Annotated in this window: 19 protein-coding genes; 7 read left to right on the top strand and 12 right to left on the bottom strand. The window is 58.0% G+C overall.

What is annotated here, in order from left to right:
• Positions 1-48 precede the first annotated feature (48 nt).
• Positions 49-879: a co-chaperone DjlA gene (gene djlA / locus ACMYSO_RS17670; protein WP_174509122.1), complete on the top strand. Its 831-nt coding sequence runs from the start codon at positions 49-51 to the stop codon at positions 877-879.
• A gap of 55 nt (positions 880-934) precedes the next feature.
• Here the strand turns inward: djlA and ACMYSO_RS17675 are convergent, their stop codons facing one another.
• Entirely contained in the window at positions 935-1,633 is a 699-nt protein-coding gene (locus ACMYSO_RS17675; protein ID WP_434586394.1) for a response regulator, read from the bottom strand.
• On the bottom strand, positions 1,623-3,248 hold the full coding sequence (locus ACMYSO_RS17680) for an ATP-binding protein (protein WP_434666383.1): 1,626 nt from the start codon (positions 3,246-3,248) through the stop codon (positions 1,623-1,625). The genes ACMYSO_RS17675 and ACMYSO_RS17680 overlap by 11 nt, the downstream gene beginning before the upstream one ends.
• A gap of 431 nt (positions 3,249-3,679) precedes the next feature.
• On the opposite strand from ACMYSO_RS17680, the gene ACMYSO_RS17685 reads away from it, so the two are divergent.
• Positions 3,680-5,038 (top strand): 2-hydroxycarboxylate transporter family protein, encoded by a 1,359-nt coding sequence (locus ACMYSO_RS17685; protein WP_434586392.1) that lies wholly within the window; start codon positions 3,680-3,682, stop codon positions 5,036-5,038.
• Positions 5,039-5,207: 169 nt separating this feature from the next.
• Complete coding sequence (gene citX, locus ACMYSO_RS17690) at positions 5,208-5,747, top strand: citrate lyase holo-[acyl-carrier protein] synthase (protein ID WP_434666385.1); 540 nt, start codon at positions 5,208-5,210, stop codon at positions 5,745-5,747.
• A gap of 82 nt (positions 5,748-5,829) precedes the next feature.
• Here the strand turns inward: citX and rluA are convergent, their stop codons facing one another.
• From rluA to araB, 6 genes are all read right to left on the bottom strand, one after another.
• The gene (gene rluA / locus ACMYSO_RS17695; protein WP_434670830.1) at positions 5,830-6,489 is read right to left on the bottom strand and encodes a bifunctional tRNA pseudouridine(32) synthase/23S rRNA pseudouridine(746) synthase RluA; all 660 of its coding nucleotides are present in this window, start codon (positions 6,487-6,489) and stop codon (positions 5,830-5,832) included.
• 24 nt (positions 6,490-6,513) lie between these two features.
• Positions 6,514-9,420 carry an RNA polymerase-associated protein RapA gene (rapA, locus tag ACMYSO_RS17700; RefSeq protein WP_123757528.1) on the bottom strand — a complete coding sequence of 969 codons (2,907 nt, stop codon included), beginning with the start codon at positions 9,418-9,420 and terminating at the stop codon, positions 6,514-6,516.
• A 189-nt stretch (positions 9,421-9,609) separates the two neighbouring features.
• Positions 9,610-11,967, bottom strand: a complete 2,358-nt coding sequence (gene polB, locus ACMYSO_RS17705; protein WP_434666387.1) for a DNA polymerase II — start codon at positions 11,965-11,967, stop codon at positions 9,610-9,612.
• Between the two features lie 146 nt (positions 11,968-12,113).
• Positions 12,114-12,809, bottom strand: a complete 696-nt coding sequence (gene araD, locus ACMYSO_RS17710; protein ID WP_434666390.1) for an L-ribulose-5-phosphate 4-epimerase — start codon at positions 12,807-12,809, stop codon at positions 12,114-12,116.
• A gap of 70 nt (positions 12,810-12,879) precedes the next feature.
• Positions 12,880-14,382: an L-arabinose isomerase gene (gene araA, locus ACMYSO_RS17715; RefSeq protein ID WP_434666392.1), complete on the bottom strand. Its 1,503-nt coding sequence runs from the start codon at positions 14,380-14,382 to the stop codon at positions 12,880-12,882.
• Positions 14,383-14,392: 10 nt separating this feature from the next.
• Positions 14,393-16,102, bottom strand: coding sequence for a ribulokinase (gene araB / locus ACMYSO_RS17720; protein WP_434666395.1), 1,710 nt, complete (start codon positions 16,100-16,102; stop codon positions 14,393-14,395).
• A gap of 337 nt (positions 16,103-16,439) precedes the next feature.
• Here araB and araC point away from each other — a divergent pair, with 337 nt between their 5' ends.
• Positions 16,440-17,285 (top strand): arabinose operon transcriptional regulator AraC, encoded by an 846-nt coding sequence (araC, locus tag ACMYSO_RS17725; protein ID WP_434666398.1) that lies wholly within the window; start codon positions 16,440-16,442, stop codon positions 17,283-17,285.
• Positions 17,286-17,413: 128 nt separating this feature from the next.
• Positions 17,414-18,178 carry a DedA family protein gene (locus ACMYSO_RS17730; RefSeq protein WP_434666400.1) on the top strand — a complete coding sequence of 255 codons (765 nt, stop codon included), beginning with the start codon at positions 17,414-17,416 and terminating at the stop codon, positions 18,176-18,178.
• Here the strand turns inward: ACMYSO_RS17730 and thiQ are convergent.
• From thiQ to sgrR, 4 genes are all read right to left on the bottom strand, one after another.
• A complete protein-coding gene (gene thiQ / locus ACMYSO_RS17735) occupies positions 18,165-18,866 on the bottom strand; it encodes a thiamine ABC transporter ATP-binding protein ThiQ (protein WP_434666402.1) in 702 nt (233 codons plus the stop codon). The genes ACMYSO_RS17730 and thiQ overlap by 14 nt on opposite strands.
• A complete protein-coding gene (thiP, locus tag ACMYSO_RS17740; protein WP_434666404.1) occupies positions 18,850-20,460 on the bottom strand; it encodes a thiamine/thiamine pyrophosphate ABC transporter permease ThiP in 1,611 nt (536 codons plus the stop codon). Before thiP ends, thiQ begins: the two co-directional genes overlap by 17 nt.
• Positions 20,436-21,419, bottom strand: coding sequence for a thiamine ABC transporter substrate binding subunit (thiB, locus tag ACMYSO_RS17745; protein ID WP_434666407.1), 984 nt, complete (start codon positions 21,417-21,419; stop codon positions 20,436-20,438). The genes thiP and thiB overlap by 25 nt, the downstream gene beginning before the upstream one ends.
• A gap of 374 nt (positions 21,420-21,793) precedes the next feature.
• A complete protein-coding gene (gene sgrR / locus ACMYSO_RS17750; RefSeq protein WP_434666410.1) occupies positions 21,794-23,449 on the bottom strand; it encodes an HTH-type transcriptional regulator SgrR in 1,656 nt (551 codons plus the stop codon).
• A gap of 87 nt (positions 23,450-23,536) precedes the next feature.
• Here sgrR and sgrT point away from each other — a divergent pair, with 87 nt between their 5' ends.
• A complete protein-coding gene (sgrT, locus tag ACMYSO_RS17755; protein ID WP_434666412.1) occupies positions 23,537-23,713 on the top strand; it encodes a glucose uptake inhibitor SgrT in 177 nt (58 codons plus the stop codon).
• A 164-nt stretch (positions 23,714-23,877) separates the two neighbouring features.
• Positions 23,878-25,062 carry a sugar efflux transporter gene (locus tag ACMYSO_RS17760; protein ID WP_434586382.1) on the top strand — a complete coding sequence of 395 codons (1,185 nt, stop codon included), beginning with the start codon at positions 23,878-23,880 and terminating at the stop codon, positions 25,060-25,062.
• Positions 25,063-25,109 lie beyond the last annotated feature (47 nt).

Here is a 25,109-nt window from a genome sequence, read left to right on the forward strand (position 1 = left end):
CGTGCGGTCATATATAGCTTAACTGGCGGCGTAAATATTGGGGAGTCTATGCAGTATTTGGGTAAAATAATTGGGGTTGCAGTCGCGTTAATGATGGGCGCAGGCTTTTGGGGCGTGGTACTCGGGCTATTGGTCGGTCATATCTTTGACCGTGCACGAAGCCGTAGAATCAATGTGTTTGCCAACCAGCAAGAGCGCCAGGCGCTGTTCTTTGCCACCACCTTTGAGGTGATGGGGCATCTGACCAAATCCAAAGGCCGCGTCACCGAAGCCGATATTCATGTCGCCAATGTCCTGATGGATCGTATGAACCTGCATGGTGAGTCGCGTACCGCGGCACAGCATGCATTTCGGGTAGGAAAATCAGACGATTATCCGCTGCGGGAAAAAATGCGCCAGCTGCGTAGCGTCTGTTTCGGCCGCTTTGATTTGATTCGGATGTTTCTGGAAATTCAGCTGCAGACCGCTTTCGCCGACGGTGAGTTACATCCTAATGAACGTGATGTGCTGTTCGTCATTGCCGAAGAACTCGGGATCTCACGCGCCCAGTTCGAACAGTTCCTGCGCATGATGCAGGGCGGCGCTCAGTTTGGCGGCGGAGGTTCTCAGCAAGGCAGCTACGGCCAGGGCGGCGGCAACGCTGGCTGGCAGCAGGCGCAGCGTGGACCCACGCTGGAAGACGCTTGCAACGTGCTGGGCGTGAAGCCCACCGATGATGCCGCTACTGTGAAACGTGCCTATCGTAAGTTAATGAACGAGCACCATCCGGATAAGCTGGTGGCGAAGGGGTTACCGCCAGAAATGATGGAGATGGCAAAACAGAAAGCGCAGGATATTCAAAAAGCCTGGGAACTGATCAAAGAACAACGCGGCTTTTAAGCACCAGCCCCGGGCCTGTCAGCGCCTGGGGCCTCTCTTACAGCCGGGAGAGGCCTTATGAGGCGCTGGCGACGCGGCGGTACATGCGTCGCGGGTGACCAATCTTACCGTACAGCATATCCACTTCCAGAAAGCCAATCTCCACGCAGTGCTCCAGATAGCGACGGGCGGTGGTTTTACTTAAGCCGGCATCGTTCACCACCTCATCCACGGAAAAACTGTGTGCTTCCCGGTCATTGAACAGGCTCTGCACCAGCGCCAGGGTCTTCTCCTCGATCCCTTTGCTGCCGCTATCGGTACGGTAGTTCTTAGCCTGAAGTTGATAGAGGGAATCGACGTTTTGCTGGTCGACGATTTTCCACTCGCGCTGCTGATCGTAAAACTGCACGAAGCGCTCCAGCGACTGGCTCAGGCGCTTCCATGACACCGGTTTAAGGATGTAGTCGAAGGCGCCGTTACGAATCGCCTGGCTACAGGTTTCCATGTCGCTGGCGGCGGTAATAAAAATCACCGAACAGGTAGCGTCCGCCAGAATCGGGTCGGTCATCAAGGTCACACCTTTACCGTCCGGCAAATAGTTGTCGAGCAGCACCAACTGGGGAAGTTGGGCATTGAGCATGTGCCGTGCCTGGCTAAGCGATGCCGCGATTCCGATCAGCCGCATCCGCGGATGTTTTTGAATCAGCTCGGCATGCAGCCGCGCAAGTTCACTCTCATCTTCGATGATTAACACATCGACCAGGTCATGATGCATAGTTGGCCTCTTGTTGGGGATGGGCGGGACCGTCTGCAGGGATAAACAGCGTAAATATCGCTCCTCGCGGTGCGTTGTCTGCGACCTCAATGGTGCCGCCCGCCTGGGTGACATAATGCTCTATAAGATACAGGCCGATGCCGTGATCGCCACGGGTTTTGGTGGTGATGCCGCGTTCAAATATACGATCGCGGATAGCCGGGTGAATACCGATGCCGCGGTCGGCCACTTCAATCATCAGCTCCCGGGCATTTAACTGGATTAACACTTCAACCGGCTCGTGCGGCAGCTCGGCACGCTGCGTGGCTTCAATGGCGTTGTCCAGCAGGTTGCCAATAATTGAAATCAGCTCTGACTCCATTAAGGACGGCAGGGGGCGATCGATATGACAGGCCGGGTCGAAACTCAGCTCCACTCCTTTTTCCCGCGCCCGGGCGGCTTTGCCGAGCAGCAGCCCGCAGAGCGTCGGCGATTGGAAGCGCGAAGAGATAAAGTCCAGCAGCTCCTGCGCATGTTCGGATTGGGCCTGGATATAGCGGATCGCGTCGTCATAGTGGCCCATATGCAGCAGGCCGGAGAGCGTCGTCATGCGGTTCAACTGCTCGTGGCGCATGATGCGCAGGTTATCCACGTAGCGTTTGACCTGGCTCAACTGAGCGCTGAGGGAGTTGATTTCGTCCCGGTCACGAAAGGTGATCACCCAGCCCTGCAGTGAATTTTCCAGCATAATGCGTACCCGGCTGGCGAGGACGGTCAACTGATTGAAGCGACACAGCTCATCGTGAGTGTCGTTCTCCAGCATGTCTCCGCTGGCGAAAAAGGGCTGCGGTACAATCACGCTGTCGATGGATCTGCCGCGCAGCAGATGGGCCGGCTGACTCAGCCCCAGCAGGCTCCGCGCCGCATGGTTGATGACTTCAATACGCCGGTGGTTATCAATGACGATCACCCCTTCGTAGATCGACTCCATCATCGCCTTCTGCTGGCGCACCAGCAGGCCGATCTCCCGCGGCTCCAGCGAAAAAATCTGCTTTTTAATGCTGCGGGTAAAGTACCAGGAAAATATAAACAGGGCGATCAGCAGCAGGATCGCCGCAATGAAGATATTGATCACTTTGGTCAGGGTGATGCTGTCGAGATAGCTGGTCAGATAGCCCACCGAGACAATCCCCACCACCTGGCCGGCTTCATTGACGATGGGCGCCTTGCTGCGCAGCGACACGCCGAGCCCGCCTTTACGGATGGTGGTGGTGCTCTCGCCCGCCAGAACCGCCTGATTATCGCCGCCGACCAGCCGGGTACCAACCCATTCCGGGTGAACGGAGTGGAACAGATGCACGCCGCGCGCATCGCCAACCACGATAAAGCTGGCATCGCTATGGGCGGCAATGTCGCGCATAAATGAGGTCAGCGCCTGGGGATCGTCGCGGCTAACCTGGCGACGAAGTTCCGGCATCAGCGCAATCTCTTCGGCCTGTATTCTGGCGCGGGCGCTCATCTCCTGATACAGCTGGTGACTGGCATCAACGTAGTAATAGGCTCCCAGCAGGGCGAACAGGACGGAGAAGAACGCCACCAGCGAAATGAACAGCTTAAACTGAAAGGAAACCTTCATAAGTTCTGTACCGCGTCTTTGTGGTATCGGCACGGTAACCTCTTTCCCGGTGACGACAGGAATGGTGCGGGAAACGCGCGGGCCTTTTTTGTCTGGATGAACCACCAGAATTATCTACCAGCGGATATTTATCAAGATAGCGCACGATCCCATTTAACCCACGGCGCTGACCTGCGAGGCAACAGCCAGATCCCGCGATGGCAGCGGTGGTGGGGCGTTTGGTGTGTGCTCGTCGAGTCGTGTCGCCAGCAGGAGAGAATAAAAACCATAAAAACCACGCTAATAAATCAGAGAGATATCACGTCGGTGAATAGAAACCATAAAAACCATAGTGACCATTAAAACTTCATTTCTAATCCGCCGCGCCTCACATTAACTCTGCCTCAGGCTCCCTACTCTGAAAATGAATAATAACGAAAGGGCCAAAACCTATGAGCACGACAGACAATGCATTCTCTGCGACCCTCGACCCCATCAATACGCCAAAAGCAACACTGAAACAACGTTGGTGGCACGTGATGGACACCATGAAAGTCGGGATTATCCCGCTACCGCTTTTCCTGTTAGCCGGGGGATTGATTGCCCTCGACTGCCTTAACGGCAAGCTGCCGAGCGATATAGTGGTGATGGTCGCGACGCTGGCGTTTTTCGGTTTTGCCTGCGGTGAATTTGGCAAACGCCTGCCGATCCTCGGTAAGCTAGGGGCGGCAGCAATCTGCGCCACCTTTATCCCTTCCGCGCTGGTTCATTACGGCCTGCTGCCGGATGTGGTGGTGGAGTCCACCACCAAATTCTACAAATCCACCAACATCCTTTATCTCTATATTTGCTGCATTATCGTTGGCAGCATCATGAGCATGAACCGGACCACTCTGATTCAGGGCTTTCTGCGCATCTTCTTCCCGATGGTGTGCGGCGAGATCGTCGGCATGTTGGTTGGTGTTGGCGTCGGTACTGCGCTCGGGCTGGAGCCGTTCCAGGTGTTCTTCTTTATTGTCCTGCCGATTATGGCCGGTGGCGTCGGGGAAGGGGCGATTCCGCTCTCCATTGGCTATGCCGCGCTGATGCATATGGATCAGGGCGTCGCGCTAGGCCGGGTATTGCCGATGGTGATGCTGGGCAGTCTGACGGCGATTGTGATCTCCGGCTGCCTGAATCAGCTGGGTAAACGTTTCCCGCATCTGACCGGTGAAGGCCAGCTGATGCCAAACCGCAGCAACGAAACGCATCGTGAAACCCAGGATGTCGATACGAAGACCGATGTCACGACCCTGGCATCGGGGGCGCTGCTGGCGGTGCTGCTGTATATGCTCGGCATGCTCGGGCAGAAAATGATAGGGCTGCCGGCCCCGGTGGGAATGCTGTTTCTGGCGGTGCTGCTTAAGCTGGTCAACGGTGTCTCTCCGCGTCTGCAGGAAGGGTCGCAGATGGTCTACAAATTCTTCCGTACGGCGGTGACCTACCCGATCCTGTTTGCCGTCGGCGTGGCGATTACTCCGTGGCAGGAGCTGGTAAACGCCTTCACCATCGACAATCTGCTGGTGATTGTCAGCACCGTTTCGGCGCTGGTGGCGACCGGCTTTTTTGTCGGTAAAAAGATTGGCATGCACCCGATTGATGTGGCGATTGTCTCCTGCTGTCAGAGTGGCCAGGGCGGCACCGGCGACGTGGCGATACTGACATCCGGCAACCGCATGAACCTGATGCCGTTCGCCCAAATCGCCACCCGTATTGGCGGTGCGATTAATGTTTCGCTGGGTCTGCTGTTCCTCAGTCACTTCCTTGCATGATTTAGCTCTGTGCTAACAGGATAATCTGCAATTTTCGACCACAGGACGAAGAAAATTTCTTTGTCCTGTATCCTAAATTCTGTCTGATTAGCGCTACAATCAGCGCCGTAATTCGCTATTGCGACGGCAGCCTGACCGCTGTCATTTTTTAAGTGAAGGAGAGGAACAAATGTCAGTGGATACTCTCGCCCGTGAGGGCGTAAGCATGGAAGCGCTGCTGGCGGCGAAAGCGCAGCGTGCGGCTCGTCAGGCCGACTGGATCGCCCATTATCAACAGCCGGTGGTTTCGCTGACCCTGGTGACCCCGGGGGCGGTAAAAGACAGCATTCGCTATCGCAATATGATGGGCGTGGCGCTGCAGGCTTGCGATCAAATGCTGTGGAAACATCGCTGGCAAACGCTGGATCGTCAGGTGCTGTGGCTACCGACCGGGCCAGAAGCCTTGTGGTGCGTGGCGCATCCGGCCAGTGAAATCAAAGCATTGTGTGACGAACTGGTGCGGACGCATCCGCTGGGCCGTTTGTGGGATATCGATGTGATTTCCCCGAAAGAAGGCCTGGTGAGCGGCCAGTCTGAAGGTACACATCTGCGTCAGTGCCTGCTTTGCGATGCACCGGCACAGGAGTGCGCTCGTAGCCATCGTCATGAAACTGAACAGCTTGTGGCACATGTCGATCGGATGATTGATGCGTGGTTTGCCCGCGATTAACGTGAGGTTTTAGCTTGTCGCATTGCTGACAGAAATGCCCGGGTAGGCCGCTGCGGCACAACCCGGGGCAGACCGCGACGATTCAGAAGTCGACGGGGGCGCGGAAGGTCATCGCGTTGCCGAAAGCCGGATGGGTGATGGTTAGCGTTTCAGCATGTAGCAGCAGCCGTGGCGCCATGGCCAGCGCTTCTGGCGTCGCATAAAAGCGGTCGCCAAGAATCGGGTGGCCCAGCGCCAGCATATGCACACGCAGCTGATGTGAACGTCCGGTAATCGGCTTCAGGCGTACGCGGGCGCTGTTATCGTCGGCATACTCCAGCACTTCATACTCGGTCTGCGCCGCTTTGCCGGTTTCAAAGCAGACTTTCTGCTTCGGCCGGTTCGGCCAGTCGCAGATCAGCGGTAAATCCACCATACCCTCTGCTTGTTGCGGATGTCCCCACACGCGGGCGACGTACTGCTTCTTCGGCTCACGCTCGCGAAACTGGCGTTTCAGCTCACGTTCTGCCGCTTTGGTCAGCGCCACGACGATCACCCCGCTGGTCGCCATATCCAGCCGGTGTACCGATTCGGCTTGCGGGAAGTCGCGCTGGACGCGCGTCATCACGCTGTCTTTATGCTCTTCCAGCCTCCCCGGGACGGACAACAAGCCGCTCGGCTTGTTGACCACCATGATGTGTTCATCCTGATAGAGGATAACCAGCCAGGGATCCTGGGGCGGATGGTAGTTTTCCATCGGCATCGTCATCGACATCGTCGTGTTCCGTTACTGGTGGGTGACCACAATTAAACGCAACGCGTCGAGACGCCAGCCTGCCTGCGCCAGGGCGTCCATGACCTGCTGACGGTTGCTCTCGATGGCGGAAAGTTCGTCGTCACGAATGTTCGGGTTAACGGCTTTCAGGGCTTCCAGACGAGACAGCTCTGCCGACAGCTTATCGTTGGCTTCATTGCGGGCGGTGTCGATCAGCGCCTGTGCCGCTTTGGCCACCTGCGCTTCGCCGAGCTGGAGGATCGCATGGACGTCCTGCTGTACCGCGTTGACCAGCTTGCTGCCGGTATGGCGGTTCACGGCGCTCAGCTGACGGTTGAAGCTTTCAAACTCCACCTGGCCGGCAAGGTTATTGCCGTTTTTATCCAGCAGCATACGCACCGGCGTGGCAGGCAGGAAACGCTTAAGCTGCAACTGCTTCGGCGCCTGAGCTTCCACCACGTAAATCAGCTCCAGCAGCAGGGTACCCACCGGCAGCGCCTTGTTCTTCAACAGGGAGATGGTGCTGCTGCCGGTATCGCCGGAGAGGATCAGATCCAGACCGTTGATGATCAGCGGGTGCTCCCAGGTCACGAACTGGGCGTCTTCGCGCGACAGGGCAACATCACGTTCGAAGGTGATGGTGCAGCCATCTTCCGGTAGACCCGGGAAGTCCGGGACCAGCATATGGTCGGATGGCGTCAGGACAATCAGGTTTTCACCGCGATCGTCCTGGTTGATACCGACAATATCAAACAGGTTCATGGCAAAGGCGATCAGGTTGGTATCGTCATCCTGCTCTTCAATGCTTTCGGCCAACTGCTGGGCCTGTTCACCGCCGTTGGAGTGGATCTCCAGCAGACGGTCACGACCCTGCTCAAGCTGCGCTTTCAGCGCATCATGCTGCTGGCGGCAGGATTTGATCAACTCATCGAAGCCTTCGGTGGTTTCCGGCGCGGCAAGATAGTTAATCAATTCGTTATGCACGCTGTCGTAGACGGTGCGCCCGGTCGGGCAGGTGTGCTCGAAGGCATCCAGCCCTTCGTGATACCAGCGAACCAGCACGGATTGCGCGGTGCGTTCGAGATACGGCACGTGGATCTGAATATCGTGCGCCTGACCGATACGGTCGAGACGACCGATACGCTGCTCCAGCAGGTCCGGGTTGAAAGGCAGGTCGAACATCACCAGGTTGCTGGCAAACTGGAAGTTACGGCCTTCGGAGCCAATTTCAGAGCACAGCAGCACCTGGGCGCCGGTATCTTCTTCGGCGAACCAGGCGGCGGCGCGGTCACGTTCGATGATTGACATGCCTTCATGGAAGACCGCCGCACGGATGCCTTCACGCTCGCGCAGGACCTGCTCGAGCTGCAGCGCGGTGGTGGCTTTGGCGCAGATCACCAGCACTTTCTGAGAGCGATGGCTGGTCAGGTAGCCCATCAGCCACTCAACGCGCGGATCGAAGTTCCACCAGGTGCCGGTATCGCCTTCAAATTCTTGATAAATCTGCTCCGGATAGAGCATGTCGCGAGCGCGTTCTTCGGCGCTTTTACGAGCACCCATGATGCCAGAGACTTTAATCGCCGTCTGGTACTGGGTCGGCAGCGGTAGACGAATGGTATGCAGCTCGCGTTTCGGGAAACCTTTCACGCCGTTACGGGTGTTGCGGAACAGGACACGACTGGTGCCGTGACGGTCCATCAGCATGGAGACCAGCTCCTGGCGCGCGGCCTGGGCATCATCGCGGTCGCTGTTGGCAGCCTGCAGCAGCGGTTCGATATCCTGCTCGCCGATCAGATCGCCAAGGGTGTTGAGCTCGTTATCGCTCAGCTTATTGCCTGCCAGCAGCAGGGCTACGGCATCGGCTACCGGACGGTAATTTTGTTGTTCTTCAACGAACTGCTCGAAGTCGTGGAAGCGGTTCGGATCCAGCAGACGCAGACGGGCAAAGTGGCTTTCCATCCCCAACTGTTCCGGCGTCGCGGTCAGCAGCAGCACGCCCGGCACGCGTTCGGCCAGCTGTTCAATGGCCTGATATTCGCGGCTCGGTGCGTCTTCGCTCCAGACCAGATGGTGTGCTTCATCGACGACCATCAGGTCCCATTCCGCGTCGCACAGGTGCTCAAGACGCTGTTTGCTGCGACGCACGAAGTCCAGCGAGCAGATAACCAGCTGTTCGGTTTCGAACGGGTTGTAGGCGTCGTGCTGGGCTTCGGCGTAGCGTTCATCGTCGAACAGCGAGAAGCGCAGGTTGAAGCGGCGCAGCATTTCCACCAGCCACTGGTGTTGCAGGGTTTCCGGGACAATAATCAGCACGCGTTCGGCGGCGCCGGCGAGCAGTTGTTGATGCAGGATCATCCCGGCTTCAATGGTTTTACCCAGACCCACTTCATCCGCCAGCAGCACGCGCGGCGCGTGACGACGGCCGACATCATGGGCGATATGCAACTGGTGCGGGATCAGGCTGGTGCGCTGGCCGCGCAGGCCGCTCCACGGCATCCGGTACTGCTCGCTCTGGTATTTGCGGGCGCGATAGCGCAGGGCAAAACGGTCCATGCGGTCGATCTGCCCGGCAAACAGGCGGTCCTGCGGTTTGCTGAAGACCAGTTTGCTGTCGAGCAGCACTTCACGCAGTGTGACATTGGCTTCTTCGGTGTCGAGACGTGTGCCGGTATAGGCCAGCAGGCCGTTCTCTTCATTTACTTCGTCAACCTGGAGCTGCCAGCCTTCGTGGCTGGTGATGGTATCACCCGGGTTAAACATCACGCGGGTGATGGGGGAATCATTGCGCGCATACAGACGGTTTTCGCCGATGGCGGGGAAAAGAAGGGTTACCATACGCGCATCCAGCGCAACTACCGTCCCTAATCCCAGTTCGCTCTCTGTGTCGCTAATCCAGCGTTGACCAAGTGTAAAAGGCATATATGTTCAGCTCTTTGTTCTTAAATTGCAGGCAATAGTTGATCATCTCCGGGTAAGTCAGAGAGGGATCAAAATTGGGTCCAGGAATGGAAAGGGCGCTATATTACTGGATGGCAGGTCGTTCGTCACGTCCTCGTCGCCCTTCAATTTGCAGAACTGTCGGCTGGAAATTGTAGGGGGGCGAAGAAATCAAAATAGCCCCAGTTGCCCTGTCATTATTGTAGCAAAATCGTCGTCGACAAAGGGAAGAATTCCTTCCGCGACCGGCTGAAGTTGCTTTGACAAATAGTGCTCATAATCGAGCGGCGACCGCTGGTAGTCCACCGGTTCCGGGCCGCCGGTGGTCCAGACATATTTTATGCTACCGCGCTGTTGGTACTGCTGTGGCCTGCCGAGGCGGACGTTTTCCTCGTCTGCCAGCCGCGCCGCGCGCACGTGCGGCGGAACGTTGCGCTGATACTCCGCCAGCGGGCGGCGCAGGCGCTTGCGGTAAACCAGCCGATCGTCGAGCTCACCGTTCATCAGCTTATCAATGGTTTCCAGGATGTAATCCCGGTACGGCTGGTGGCGGAAAATGCGCAGATATAGCTCCTGCTGGAACTGCTGCGCCAACGGTGTCCAGTCGGTTCGCACCGTCTCCAGCCCTTTGAACACCATCCGCTGGGCGTCGCCCTCCTGGATCATGCCGGCGTAGCGTTTTTTACTGCCGGTATCGGCGCCGCGAATGGTTGGCATTAAAAAACGGCAAAAATGGGTTTCGAACTCCAGTTCAAGGGTGCTGGTGAGCTGTTCTTTATTCAGCTCCGTAGCCCACCAATCGTTAACGAAAGTCACCAGCGACCGGCCGATATTCGCCGCCTCTTCTTCGCTATGCGGGCGTTTAAGCCAGACAAAGGTAGAGTCGGTATCGCCGTAGATCACGTCATAACCCTGCGACTCAATCAGCGCTTTAGTCTGGCGCATAATCGCGTGTCCTCGCATGGTAATAGAGGAGGCCAGGCGCGGGTCGAAAAAGCGGCAGGCGCTGGTGCCCAGGACGCCGTAGAAGGCGTTCATGATGATCTTCAACGCCTGAGACAGCGGTTTATTGTGCTGGCGTTTGGCGTCGTCGCGGCCATGCCAGATTTGCCCGACAATTCCCGGCAGGCAGTGCTTCTGTCTGGAGAAGCGCGCGCCGAGAAACCCCTCGGTGCTGTGCTCTGGTTGCGGGTGGGCCATGCCTTCAATCAGCCCCACCGGATCGATCAGGAAGGAGCGAATAATCGACGGGTACAGGCTTTTGTAGTCGAGAACCAGCACTGAATCATAGAGGCCAGGGCGCGAATCCATGACGTAACCGCCGGGGCTGGCCTGCGGCGGCACCTCGCCAAGATTCGGGGCGACATAGCCCAGCCGGTGCATACGCGGAAAATAGAGATGGCTGAAGGCGGCTACGGAGCCGCCGTGGCGGTCGGCGGGCAGGCCGTTGACCGTGGCGCGCTCCAGCAAAAAGGGCATGATCTCGGTTTTGTGGAAGACTCGCGTCACCAGCTCGCAGTCCTGCAGGTTGTAGGCTGCCAGCGCCGGTTTGTCTTCGTGAAAACGACGGTCGATTTCGTCCATCCGATCCCACGGGTTATCAATGGCTTTCCCTTCGCCCAGCAGTTCACGGGCCACCGTTTCCAGGGAAAAAGAGGAGAAGTTCCAGAAAGCGGATTTCAGCGCCTCGATGCCGTCAACGATCAGCCGGCCGTTAGCCTGGGCGAAGAACACGCCATTCTTAAACCCGTGTTCGCGCCACTCCAGTTCACTATTGCCGCGACCGAGCATTAATGGAATACGGTAGCGTTCGGCATGTTTTTGCAGGACCCGCAGATCGAACTGGATGACGTTCCAGCCGATCAGCACGTCAGGGTCGTGCGTGGCAAACCAGGCGTTAAGCTTTTCCAGCAGCTGTGGGCGGCTGGCGACATACTCCAGCTGGAAATCGACTTCGGGCGAGGGCGTTGGCTCAGGCCCGAGCATGTAGACCACCCGCTGGCCGCAGCCTTCCAGCCCGATGCAGTACAGCTCGCCGTGGCGGCTGGTTTCGATATCCAGCGACACCCATTTCAGCGGCGGACGGTAGTGCGGGCTGGGCTTCATGCGGGCGTTGACGATCTGCCGGCCCGCGCTGTCGCCTTCGACCCAAACCGGCGCGGTGATAAAGCGCTCCATCAGATAGCGTTCCGGCGGACGGATATCGGCTTCGTAAACCGTGACGCTGTTTTCCCGCAGCTTTTTCTCCAGGCGCATCAGCTGGCGATGCGCGCGGCAATAGAGGCCAAACACCGGCTGGCGATGAAAGTCTTTTAAGCTGAGCGGGGCAAGGCGCAGGCCGTTTTCGCCCTGCAGCAGACGTTCGACCTGTGAGCGCTGGGCTTCGGGAATAAACGCCACGGATTCCTGCGGCGGCAGCGTGACCTCAAGCGGGCCATCATCGGTAGCGAGCCAGAAAGACAGCACGGTGCCCTGCGGGGTATCCCGCCAGTGACGGGTCAGTAAAAAACCTTCTCGTGGCTGGGTCACGCCGTGCTCTCATCAATAAAAACCAGGCCTGATTATAGCCTGGTTTAATAGATGGTGCTGGGGTTTTATACAGGTGTGGTGTTTATCCCGGAGGCGCATTGTACCGTAGTCTGGTCAGCACAGCGCCACCGGGCAAGACGGCAGCCTTACTGCCCGTAATAGGCTTTTGCCCCGTGCTTGCGCAGGTAATGTTTATCCAGCAGCGTCTGCTGCATATCTGGCAACTGCGGCGCCAACTGGCGGCAGAATATGCCCATATAGGCAATCTCTTCCAGCACGATGGCGTTATGCACCGCATCTTCGGCGTTTTTGCCCCACGCAAACGGGCCGTGGGAATGCACCAGCACGCCGGGCATCTGGGCCGGGTCGATACCTTTATCGCGGAAGGTTTCAACGATCACCGCACCGGTTTCCCACTCATACTCGCCGTTGATCTCGTCGTCGGTCATCAAACGTGTGCAGGGTACCGCACCATAAAAGTAATCAGCATGGGTGGTGCCGGTAGCCGGAATAGACTGCCCGGCCTGCGCCCAGATGGTGGCGTGGCGCGAATGGGTATGGACGATGCCGCCCAGCGTCGGGAATGCCTGATAAAGCAGACGGTGGGTTGGCGTATCAGAAGAAGGTTTCTTTTTCCCTTCAACGACTTCGCCGGTTTCCAGACTCACCACCACCATATCGTCAGCCTGCATCACGCTATAGTCGACGCCCGATGGCTTAATCACCAGCACGCCGCGCTCGCGGTCGACGGCGCTGACGTTGCCCCAGGTTAAGGTCACCAGATTGTGCTTTGGCAGCGCCAGGTTGGCTTCCAGCACCTGACGTTTCAGATCTTCTAACATTGTGTGCTCCGAATGACAGGAGAATACGGATTTCCCCTCTTCCCGGCGGGCAGGAAGAGGGGAGGCACGCTTAGCGTTTTGAACCGTAATAAACTTCGTTCCAGCGCAGGGCATCTTTAAAGGACGGCAGACGCGTTTCTTCGTCGATCACCGTCAGCTCGATATCCTGCAGTTCGGCGAACTGGCGCATATCGTCGAGGGTCAACGCATGGCTGAAGACGGTATGGTGCGCGCCACCGGCGATGATCCAGGCTTCTGATGCGGTGCGCAGATCCGGCTGGGCTTTCCACAGGGCGTTGGCAACCGGCAGTTTCGGCAGATCGTGCGGCGTTGGTACGGTTTCCACGGTGTTCACCAGCAGGCGGAAGCGATCGCCCAGATCCACCAGGCTTGCCACCAGCGCCGGGCCGGTCTGGGTGTTAAAGATCAGGCGAGCCGGATCGGCTTTGCCGCCGATGCCCAGCGGCTGGACGTCGAGGATTGGTTTCTCCGGGGTGGCGATGGTCGGGCAGACTTCCAGCATGTGCGAGCCCAGCACCAGATCGTTGCCGTTGTCGAAGTGGTAGGTGTAATCCTCCATAAAGGAGGTGCCGCCCTGCAGACCGGTTGACATCACCTTCATGATGCGAAGCAGAGCGGCGGTTTTCCAGTCGCCTTCACCAGCAAAGCCATAGCCCTGCTGCATCAGACGCTGTACGGCGAGACCCGGAAGCTGTTTCAGACCGTGCAAATCTTCAAACGTGGTGGTGAAGGCGTGGAAACCGCCCTGCTCAAGGAAGCGCTTCATCCCCAGCTCAATGCGGGCGGCATCCAGTACGTTCTGGCGCTTATCACCGTGAATCTGCGCCGCCGGGGTCAGGCGGTAGCTGCTTTCATACTCGTCAACCAGCGCGCTGATGTCGCCATCGCTGATGCTGTTGACCACCTGCACCAGATCGCCCACTGCCCAGGTGTTAACCGAGAAGCCGAATTTGATCTGTGCGGCCACTTTGTCACCGTCGGTCACCGCCACTTCACGCATGTTGTCGCCGAAGCGGCACACTTTCAGATGGCGGGTATCCTGCTTCGATACCGCCTGGCGCATCCAGGAACCAATACGCTGATGTGCGCCTTGATCCTGCCAGTGGCCGGTCACAACGCTGTGCTGCTGACGCATACGCGCGCCGATGAAGCCGAACTCACGGCCGCCGTGCGCGGTCTGGTTGAGGTTCATAAAGTCCATATCGATGCTGTCCCACGGCAGGGAAGCGTTGTACTGGGTGTGGAATTGCAGCAGCGGTTTATTCAGGATAGTCAGGCCGTTAATCCACATTTTGGCTGGTGAGAAGGTATGCAGCCACACCACCATACCTGCGCACTTGTCATCGTAGTTGGCATCGCGGCAGATATGGGTGATTTCATCTGGCGTAGTGCCAAGCGGCTTTAACACCAGCTTGCACGGCAGTTTTGCTTCGGCGTTCAGGCTGTTCACCACATGTTCGGCATGTTTGGTCACCTGGCGCAGCGCTTCCGGGCCATACAGATGCTGGCTGCCAATCACGAACCATACTTCGTAGTTATCAAAAATTGTCATTGTCGTGTCCTTAATGGGTGAGGGCTGCCTGAGAATGCGGGGCTTTTTCCGCCTTCACAGCCGAAGGGAGATACTGTTGTTCGGCGCTGACCGACCACTGCTGGTAGCGCTGATAAAGTTGTTCAAAGCGTTGTGCCTGCTGAGGGCGCGGCTGCAGGGTGCTTTCGACCTGGCTTGCCATATGGTGCTGGGCTGTCGGGATATCCTCGTACACTCCCGCGGCGACGGCGGCGAAGATCGCCGCGCCGAGCGCGCAGCACTGATCGGATGCGACAATCTGCAGCGGCCGGTTCAGCACGTCGCAGCAGGCCTGCATGATCACCTGGTTTTTGCGGGCAATGCCGCCCAGCGCCATCACGTTGTTGACCGGGATGCCTTGTTCGGTGAAGCACTCCATAATGGCGCGCGCCCCGAAGGCGGTGGCCGCTACCAGACCACCAAACAAGGCTGGTGCATCGGTGGCGAGGTTGAGATCGGTAATTACCCCTTTCAGGCGCTGGTTAGCGTTGGGGGTACGGCGGCCGTTGAACCAGTCGAGGACCACCGGCAGATGTTCGAGTGACGGGTTTTTCGCCCAGGCTTCGGTCAGCGCCGGCAGCAGCTGTTTCTGCTGGGCGCTAATCTGTGATTTCAGTTCCGGATGTTGTTGCGCCAGCTGCTCCAGCGGCCAGCCGAGAATACGGCCAAACCAGGCGTAAATATCACCGAAAGCAGATTGCCCGGCTTCCATCCCGATAAAGTCAGGCACCACGCTGCCATCAACCTGACCGCAGATCCCTTTCACCGTGCGGTTGCCGACGCTCTGTTTATCGGCGATCAGGATGTCGCAGGTGGAGGTGCCGATGACTTTGACCAGCGCATTTGGCTGCGCACCGGCGCCGACGGCGCCCATATGGCAGTCAAATGCACCGCCGGAGAGGATCACCCTTTCCGGCAGGCCAAGGCGTTCGGCCCATTCGGCGCACAGCGAGCCGACCGGTACATCGGCGGTCCAGGTATCGCTGAACATCGGCCACGCCAGGTGCTGGTTGATAATCGGGTCGAGCTCATCGAAGAAGCTGGCAGGTGGCAGACCACCCCAGCTCTCATGCCACAGGGATTTGTGTCCGGCGCTGCAGCGGCCGCGACGCAGATCCTGCGGGCGGGTGGTGCCGGAAAGCAGGGCCGGAACCCAGTCGCACAGCTCTACCCACGACACCGCGGCCTGCGCGACGGCGCTGTCCTGGCGGGTCACGTGGAGTATTTTTGCCCAGAACCATTCGCTGGAGTAAATCCCGCCGATATAGCGGGAGTAATCCTCTTTACCCGGCTGGTGGCACAGGCGGGTAATGGCCTCCGCTTCCTCTACCGAGGTGTGGTCTTTCCACAGCACGAACATGGCGTTCGGGTTATCAGCAAACTCTTCGCGCAGCGCCAGTACCTGACCTTCGGCATCGATCGGTGCCGGTGTGGAACCGGTGCTGTCGACGCCGATGCCAACCACGCTGGCACGTTGTTCGGCGCTTAATAACGCCAGCACACTTTTCAGTGCGGATTCCATCGACTCAATGTAGTCGCGCGGGTGATGGCGGAACTGGTTATTCGGGCCGTCGCAAAACAGACCCTCCTGCCAGCGCGGGTACCATTCTACGCTGGTAGCGAGTTCGGCGCCGGTGGCACATTCCACCGCCAGGGCGCGTACTGAATCACTACCAAAATCGAGGCCAATCGCAATTGCCATGCTGTTACTCCATGCAGAAAACCATTAATGGTGAAACAGTAGATATTCATGGCAAAAACCGTCAGGCCGTATTCGCTAATCTTATGGACTATTTTGCTATAGCATCGCAAAGTGTGACGCCGTGCAAATATTCAATGTGGACTTTCCTGCCGTCCATATAGACACACCTGTTACCCGGTGAAAGTGCTTTAAATGTGCGCTATCATCGGTTTTTGCTGTGAGGTGGCGGGTTTTACTCTAAATTTCAACCGCCGTCCCAGTACGGAGCAATGGGTTAGCAGTACAATGTTGAATATGGACAATTGGTTTCCATGTGATATCCAGGAGAGCCGATCTTATGGCTGAAACACAAAACGATCCGCTATTGCCGGGCTACTCTTTCAACGCCCATCTGGTGACGGGGCTGACGCCAATTGATGCCGATGGTTATCTGGATTTCTTTATCGATCGTCCGCTGGGAATGAAGGGCTATATCCTCAACCTGACCATTCGCGGTGAAGGGGTGATCAACAACCACGACGAGCAGTTTGTCTGCCGGCCGGGTGATATTTTGCTTTTTCCGCCGGGGGAAATTCATCATTACGGGCGCCATCCTGACGCCCGGGAGTGGTATCACCAGTGGGTCTACTTCCGTCCACGTGCCTACTGGCATGAATGGCTGAACTGGCCGACGATCTTCGCCCATACCGGCTTTTTCCGTCCCGATGAGCCGTGGCAGACGCGTTTTTGCGAGCTGTTTGGTCAAATTGTTGAGGCGGGGCAAGGGGCCGGGCGTTATTCGGAGCTGCTGGCGATCAATCTGCTGGAGCAGCTGTTGCTGCGGCGCATGGAGGCCATCAACGAGTCGCTGCATCCGCCGCTGGACAATCGCGTGCGCGATGCCTGCCAGTACATTAGCGATCACCTGGCAGACAGCCATTTCGACATCGCTAGCGTTGCCCAACACGTTTGTCTGTCGCCTTCACGGCTGTCGCATCTGTTCCGTCAGCAGCTGGGCATCAGCGTGCTGGGGTGGCGGGAAGATCAGCGCATCAGCCAGGCGAAGCTGTTGCTCAGCACCACCCGCATGCCGATCGCCACGGTAGGGCGTAATGTCGGTTTCGAAGATCAGCTCTATTTTTCGCGGGTATTTAAAAAATGTACCGGCGCCAGCCCGAGTGAATTCCGCGCGGGGTGTGAATAAAACGTAAATAAAATGAAATGTTGCGCCGGAAAATTGTCACAACCAGTAAACTATTTGGACAATTGATGGCTTGACGAATGCACGACGGCTCTGGAAAATCCGTGCTTCGTTTTGAAACCGGGCACATTATGCAAGCTTTGCTGGAACATTTTATCACCCAATCCACGGTCTATTCCTTAATAGCCGTGATGCTGGTCGCCTTCCTTGAGTCGTTGGCGCTGGTGGGGCTGATATTGCCGGGAACGGTGATGATGGCCGGTCTTGGGGCGCTCATCGGTAGCGGCGAAGTCAACTTCTGGCAGGCGTGGCTGGCGGGGATTGTCGGCTGTTTACTCGGCGACTGGATCTCCTTCTGGCTCGGCTGGCGGTTTAAGAAACCGCTGCACCGCTGGTCGTTTATGAAGAAAAACAAAGCGCTGCTGGATAAAACCGAGCACGCGCTACATCAGCACAGCATGGTAACCATTCTGATTGGCCGCTTCGTCGGCCCGACGCGACCGCTGGTACCAATGGTGGCCGGCATGCTCGACCTCCCGGTGATGAAGTTTATCCCGCCGAATATTATTGGCTGTCTGCTCTGGCCGCCGCTGTACTTTATGCCGGGGATTCTGGCCGGTGCGGCGATTGATATTCCTGCCGATGACCACAGCGCCAGCTTCAAGTGGCTGCTGCTGCTGGCCGCGTTGCTGGTGTGGCTGGCGGGCTGGCTGTGCTGGCGACTGTGGCGGAGCGCGAAAACGCGCGATCGTCTGACGCGCTTCCTGCCTCGCCCACGCTTGCTTTGGCTGACTCCCCTGACGGTGGTGCTGGCCGGCGTGGCGTTAACCGTGGTGATTCGCCATCCGCTGATGCCGGTCTACCTCGATATTCTGCACAAGGTTATCGCGCGCTGATCCCTAACAGGTGAGAGGCGCTGCTGTTCCCGCGAAGTAAAGTGTCGGTGTCGCCGTCCCAGGCGATGCGTCCGTCAGCCACCACCAGCGATCGTGGGGCGATGCGCGCGGCGTCCTCGACGCTGTGCGACACCATCAGCAGGGTTAAATGCTGTTGCTGGCACACGTCGCTGACCAGCGCCAGCATCTCCTGACGCAGCGCTGGGTCGAGGGCGGAAAACGGCTCATCCAGCAACAATACCGGTTGTTCCCGAACCAGACAGCGTGCCAGCGCGGCGCGCTGACGCTGGCCGCCGGAGAGTTCCCCCGGCAGCCTGTCCAGCAGTGCATCAATCCCCATTTGTCCGGCGATGGCCTGCAGGCTGGCAGTCTGCGCGGCGGTGAGCTTCAGCCCCGGATGCATCCCGAGGCCGATATTCTGGCGGACGGTGAGATGGTTAAAGAGATTGTTTTCCTGGAATAACATCGACACCGGGCGCCGGGCCGGCGGCGTATCGCTATGCGGCTGGCCGTCGATGATTATCGTGCCGCTTGCCGGTAGCAAAAAGCCGGCAATCAGGTTCAACAGCGTGCTTTTACCCGCGCCGCTGGGGCCGAGCACGGCGATGCGCTCACCCTGCTCAACGGAGAGCGTGAACCGCATCGGCAGATGCTGATAGAGCCAGGTTACATCATTCAGTTTTAACATCACGCCCCGGAAGTTTCTCAATCACGGTAAAGAGGACAAAGCACAGCACCAGCAGCAGCAGGGCGGTCACCGCGCCATCCTGGCTGCGATAGGCGCCAATCTGCTGGTACAGATAGAACGGCAGCGTGCGGAAGGTGTCGTTCCCGAACAGCGCGACGGCACCAAAATCGCCGATCGACAGCACGCAGGCAAAGGCCAGCGCCTGGGCCAGCGGGCGTTTTAAGGCGCGCAGTTCGACCACCCTCAGGCGGGTGAAACCACTCATGCCGAGGGAGTGGCACAGCTGGCCGTAGCGTACGGCGATATCGCGCATCGGGTTTTCCAGCACCTTCAGGGCGTAGGGAATGGCCATCAGCGCGTTGGTGCAGATCACGATGCCGTCGGCGGATTCAGGCAGGCCGATACTGTTATTGAGCAGTAAAAAGAAGCCGGTTGCCAGCACGATCCCCGGCATGGCGAGGATCAGCATGCCGCTAAGCTCCAGCGTCTGCCCCGCCAGAGGCTGGTTACGCAGACGCAGTTCACGACTGCTCCACAGCAGCATCATCGTCAGAATAACGCTGAGCACCCCGGCGCACAGCGCGATGCGCAGCGAGGTCCAGAATGCCTGCCACAACGCCGGGCGGGCCAGTACGCTGAACAGGTTGCTATTCAGGCCGTCGACGACAACCGCCAGCAGCGGCGGAAGCAACAGCAGGAGCGCGATAGCAATTAACATCGCGTCACTGAGGCGGCTGTGCAGGCGATCGTCCGGATCGCGCCAGCCGTGAACATGGCTCACGCCGATGGCGACCGCTTTGCTCAAGCGCTGGGCAAGCAGCACCAGCCCGAGGCAGCAGATCATCTGGATCAGCGCCAGCATCGCGGCGCGGGCCGGGTCGTAATCAAAGCTTAACGCCTGGTAGATAGCCAGCTCAATCGTCGTGGCCCGCGGGCCGCCGCCGAGGGACAGCACGGTGGCGAAACTGGCAAAGCACAGCATAAAGATCAGCGCCGCGACGGGCGGGATTTGCCGCCGGAGCCACGGCCATTCCACCAGACGGAAAAAATGATAGCCGCGCATGCCCAGCTGGGCCGCTATCTGGCGTTGTTCGCCGGGGATATTCTCCAGCGCCTGCAGCAGCAGGCGGGTGGCCATCGGCATATTGAAGAAGACGTGCGCCAGCAGAATGCCCTGCAACCCGTAGGGCGAGAAATCCCACTGCCAGCCGACGGCGTTAAACAGCGCCGCCAGCCAGCCCTGACGACCGTACACGCTAAGAATACCGAAGACCGCCACCAGTACCGGCAGGATCAGCGTCATTGCGCACAGGCGCAGCAACAGCGTTCGACCGGGAAAACGCCGGCGGTAGAGCGCACGAGCGAGAAACAGGGCCGGCACGACGGAAAGGAGCGCCGAGAGAAACGCCTGCCAGAAGGAGAAACGGATAACGTGCCACAGGTAACTATCGTTCAACACCGAAGACCAGGCGGTCTCCGGCGCGCTGCTCCAGAGTGCCAGAAACGCCGACAGCGCCACGACGACCAGCAATGCGCTGGCCGTCAGGCCCGGTATCAGCCAGCTAAGACTTAGCGGCTGACGGCGCGTTGCCATGTATTAATCCAGTTTTGACGTTCTGCGGCGACCTGCTGCGGGGTAAATTGCAGGGTAGTTTGCGGTTTTGGCAGGGCGTCAAAGCCTGCGGGCAGCGCAACCTGGGTAACCGGATACATCCAGTTGCCGGTAGGGATCGCGTTCTGGAAGGCCGGTGACACCATAAACTTGAGGAATTTCTCAGCCAGTTCGGGTTGTTTGCTGGCGGCGGTGCGCGCGGCGACTTCAACCTGCAGGTAGTGACCTTCGGTAAAACCGGCGGCCGCGTACTGGTCTTTTTTCTCTTCGATAATGTGATAGGCCGGCGAGGTGGTATAGCTGAGCACCAGATCGCTTTCCCCTTTCAGGAACAGACCGTAGGCCTCGCTCCAGCCTTTGGTGACGGTGACCGTTTTCGCTGCCAGTTTCTGCCAGGCTTCTGGGGCCTTATCGCCATAGACTTTCTGCATCCACAGTAGCAGCCCCAGGCCCGGCGTACTGGTCCTCGGATCCTCGTAGATCACCCGCCATTTTTGATCGCTTTCAACCAGCTCTTTCAGGCTTTTAGGTGGGTTCTGGAGCTTGTTTTTATCGTAGACGAACGCGAAGTAGCCATAATCGAACGGCACGAAGGTATCGTTATCCCAGCCGCCAGGCACCGTAACCGCGCTGGCCGGCACCTGACTTTTGGCGAACAATTTGCTCTGCGCCGCCGCTTCCAGCAGATTGTTATCCAGCCCGAGCACGACATCGGCTTTGCTGTTTTTGCCCTCCATCCGCAGACGGTTAAGCAACGACACGCCATCTTCCAGCGCCACGAACTTCAGCTCGCAGTTGCAGTCGGCTTCAAACGCCTTTTTCACCACCGGGCCAGGGCCCCAGTCGGCGGAAAAAGAGTCATAGGTATAAACGGTAAGGACAGGCTTCGCCAGCGCGGGCGCGGCAACCAGGACCAGCAGCGGGAGTAATTTTTTCAACACTTTGCACCTCATAAAAAAGGGTGGCAAAGGATTTTGAGTCGGCCCCAAATCCCTTCGCCGGCGTTATCCGGATCAGGTTCGACGGGTATTTTCTCAGCCTGTACACGTCATCCTTCACGCTGCCTCTGCGTTAGCGTCGCGTGTTCACCCCAGTCACATAGTTTTCTATGCTCCTGGGGACTCACCCGCTTGTTGCCTTGATGCAACCCGAATGATTTTGTGTACACACGTCATCGAGCGCGCTGCCTCTGCGTTAGCTAGCCTGTTCAGTGGCTTGCCGTCTTTGAGGTAGTCTGAACGATGGCGTGTATGTTTAATAGCACCCCGTTGAGAACGGCAAATAGTGTAATGATTTTGTTAGTTGACTGAAAGCATTACGGCTCCGGCGGGGCAAACCATGCGGATTTGAAATCAAACCAGCCGAGCGTATTCATGCGCACGCCGCGCATACTGCGCTGTCCCTGGATCATCAGCCAGTGGTGGATCAGCGGAACGACGGTTTGATTGGCCAGCAATTGCTGGCTCCAGGTGGCGGGGTTTAATTCGCCGGCGTGCCAGCGCCGGGCTTCCTGCTCCCAGTCGATGGGAATACAGTGGCGAATCAGCGGGACCTCGTACAGCAAGGCAAAGAGTGAAAAATCGATCGGCAGGGTAAAGTTGGCGCTGTTCAGCCAGATATCGCTGACCACTTCACCGCGGTGCCACTCCTCGTACTCCAGCTCCTGAATCACCAGTTTTACCTGATGCTCCGCCAGCAGCTCCGCCATGATGCCGCCCATCACCCGGTGTTCGACGTGATCGCGATAATAGGTCAGGGTAACGGATTCCAGCCCCGCCGGTTTTTCACAGGCGTGGCTGCGCGCATGGTGCCAGCGAGGAAGCAGGCCGTAGGCCGGGAACCAGTTGCCCTGGTAATGTTCACCGGCATGGTAGAGCAGCGTGGCAGGCTGGAACAGGTAACTGAGCCATTGACGTACCGCGCTGTTGTCGCCTAGCGGGCTGCGGGCATCAAACAGCAGGTAGTAACACCCTTCTTCAAGGCGGCTCTCAACCGCTTTCTCACTTTGGGTGGTGCCCTGCAGCGTTAAGCCGCCGTTGGGTTCTTCGCTAATTTCCGGTAGCACCCAGACGTTGACTTCATCGATCAATGCCCGGTAGCCAAAATAGTCATCGAAAGCGTGGATCTTCAGCTGATTTTGATTGTTGCGTACTACCGCATATGGCCCGGTGCCGACCGGCATACTGGCGAAATTGTCCATCGACTGCCATTCCCGCGGCAGCACCACCGCCGACACCTGGCCCAACAGCCAGGGTAGCCAGCGGTCCGGTTGCGTCAGGTGAATGTCCAGAGTCCAGGCGGTGGGGGAGACAATACGTTCGATATGCGCATAGAGCGGCAGGGTGTTGCTGCGCTGCAAGGAGGCAATCACATCCTCCATCTCCAGCTCTCTGCCGTGGTGAAAATGAATGCCGGGGCGAAGAAAGAATCGCCAGTGGGTCGGCGAAATCTGCTGCCAGTGGTGGGCAATATCGGCTTCCAGTTCCCCGTTTTCCTCATTTACCCGGGTCAGCGCGCTGAAGATCTGCCGGGCAATATGGTTTTCCGAGCGCCGCAGCGCGCTGCCGGGGAGCAGGTTTTTCATCGGCCGGTAGTAGAGCACCCGGAGGATATGCCGCCCTTGACGAAAGCTGCGGCCGAGGTGCGACACCAGCATCTGGCGTACGGCGGCTTTATCACCCACCAGTTGAACCAGCTGATCGATCCGATCCTGCTCCAGCAGATCTTCCGCACGTTGCTGCTGCAGTGCCAGGCCGGTATAGAGGAAGGCCAGCCTGGAACGTTTGCCACGCCCGGCTTCCGCCTCCCAGGTTAACCAGCCGCGGGCTTCCATCATGTTCAGCAGCGTGCGCATATGGCGGCGAGAACAGCACAGCATCTCCGCCAGTTCGTTAAGCGTCGTCTCCTGCGATTGGCCTTCGCAGCACTGCCAAAGGCGGATGAACTGTTGTTGCAAACGAGCAGAAGACATAAAAGGGGAACTCCTGATGAAAAGTCAGCAATTTATTAATCCCTATATTAGGCCAATAATCCACTTCGATGAAGCGAGGAGGTGAATATGATGAGGTCTACCGCGAAACAGTTTTACCAACGCTACTTTTCTGCGACGCAGGATGCGTCATGGCTGGCCCGCTTGATGGCAGGGAGACAGCAGAAGATTCTTGGCGAACTGATGCAGTGGGGAGTTACGTCACAGACCTCTGATCATGGCCTTGCCGATATCATGTGTGACTGAGTATTGGTGTATACCTGTCCGCTTTCAAACGCAGGCCACGTGACTGAAGCCAAAACGTTTTGGTCGCCTGTCTGTCACTTGAAATAGATAGAGTATAAAATCACCTGCCAGCAGATTGCTTCTGCTGGCTTTTTTCGTTTCTTCGCGTGCTTTAAGGACATGACATGCTGTGGTTAATGACGATGGGACGGCGGCTGAACGGCGTCTACGCGGCTTTTATGCTGGTCGCGTTTATGATGGGCATTGCGGGCGCGCTACAGGCTCCCACCCTCAGTTTGTTCCTCAGCCGCGAAGTAGGCGCACAACCTTTTTGGGTCGGCCTGTTTTATACCGTTAACGCCATTGCCGGGATTGCGGTAAGCCTAGCGCTGGCAAAACGATCCGACAGCCAGGGCGATCGCCGTCGGCTGATTATGTTCTGCTGCCTGATGGCAGTGGGTAACGCCCTGCTGTTTGCCTTCAATCGCCACTACTTAACCCTGATCACCTGCGGCGTGATGCTGGCGTCAATCGCCAATGCCGCGATGCCGCAGCTGTTTGCCCTGGCGCGGGAATATGCCGACAGCTCGGCGCGGGAAGTGGTGATGTTCAGCTCGGTGATGCGTGCTCAGCTGTCGCTGGCGTGGGTTATCGGGCCGCCGCTGGCCTTTATGCTGGCGCTGAATTACGGTTTTACCACCATGTTCTCGATTGCTGCCGGCATTTTCGTGATAAGCCTGGCGCTGATCGCGGTGAAGCTGCCCTCGGTGGCGCGGGTGGAACAGCCTTCGGAAGCGGACGGGGCATCGATACCGGCGGGGGGATGGCAGGATAAAAACGTGCGCATGCTGTTTATCGCCTCGACGCTGATGTGGACCTGCAACACCATGTATATCATCGATATGCCACTGTGGATCAGTAGCGATCTCGGTTTACCGGACAGTCTCGCTGGGATCCTGATGGGGACGGCGGCCGGGCTGGAAATTCCGGCGATGATTCTGGCAGGCTACTATGTGAAGCGCTGGGGCAAACGCAAAATGATGGTGGCAGCGGTGGCGGCCGGCGTGCTGTTCTATGTCGGGCTGATTCTGTTTCACCATCGTACCGCGCTGCTGGTGCTACAGCTGTTCAATGCCATATTTATCGGGATTGTCGCCGGGATCGGCATGCTGTGGTTTCAGGACCTGATGCCGGGACGAGCGGGAGCGGCAACTACGCTGTTTACCAACAGTATTTCGACCGGGGTGATTCTGGCGGGCGTGCTGCAAGGGGCACTGTCGCAAAGCTATGGTCACGCCAGCGTCTACTGGGCTATTGCGGTGATTTCTGTGCTGACGCTGTTTCTGACCAGCAAAGTTAAAGATATCTAGTCCTGATGCCGCATCGCGGATGACGGCGATGCGGTACTTCGATCAAC

Source organism: Klebsiella sp. B345, from assembly GCF_051131735.1.
Lineage (GTDB): Bacteria > Pseudomonadota > Gammaproteobacteria > Enterobacterales > Enterobacteriaceae > Klebsiella.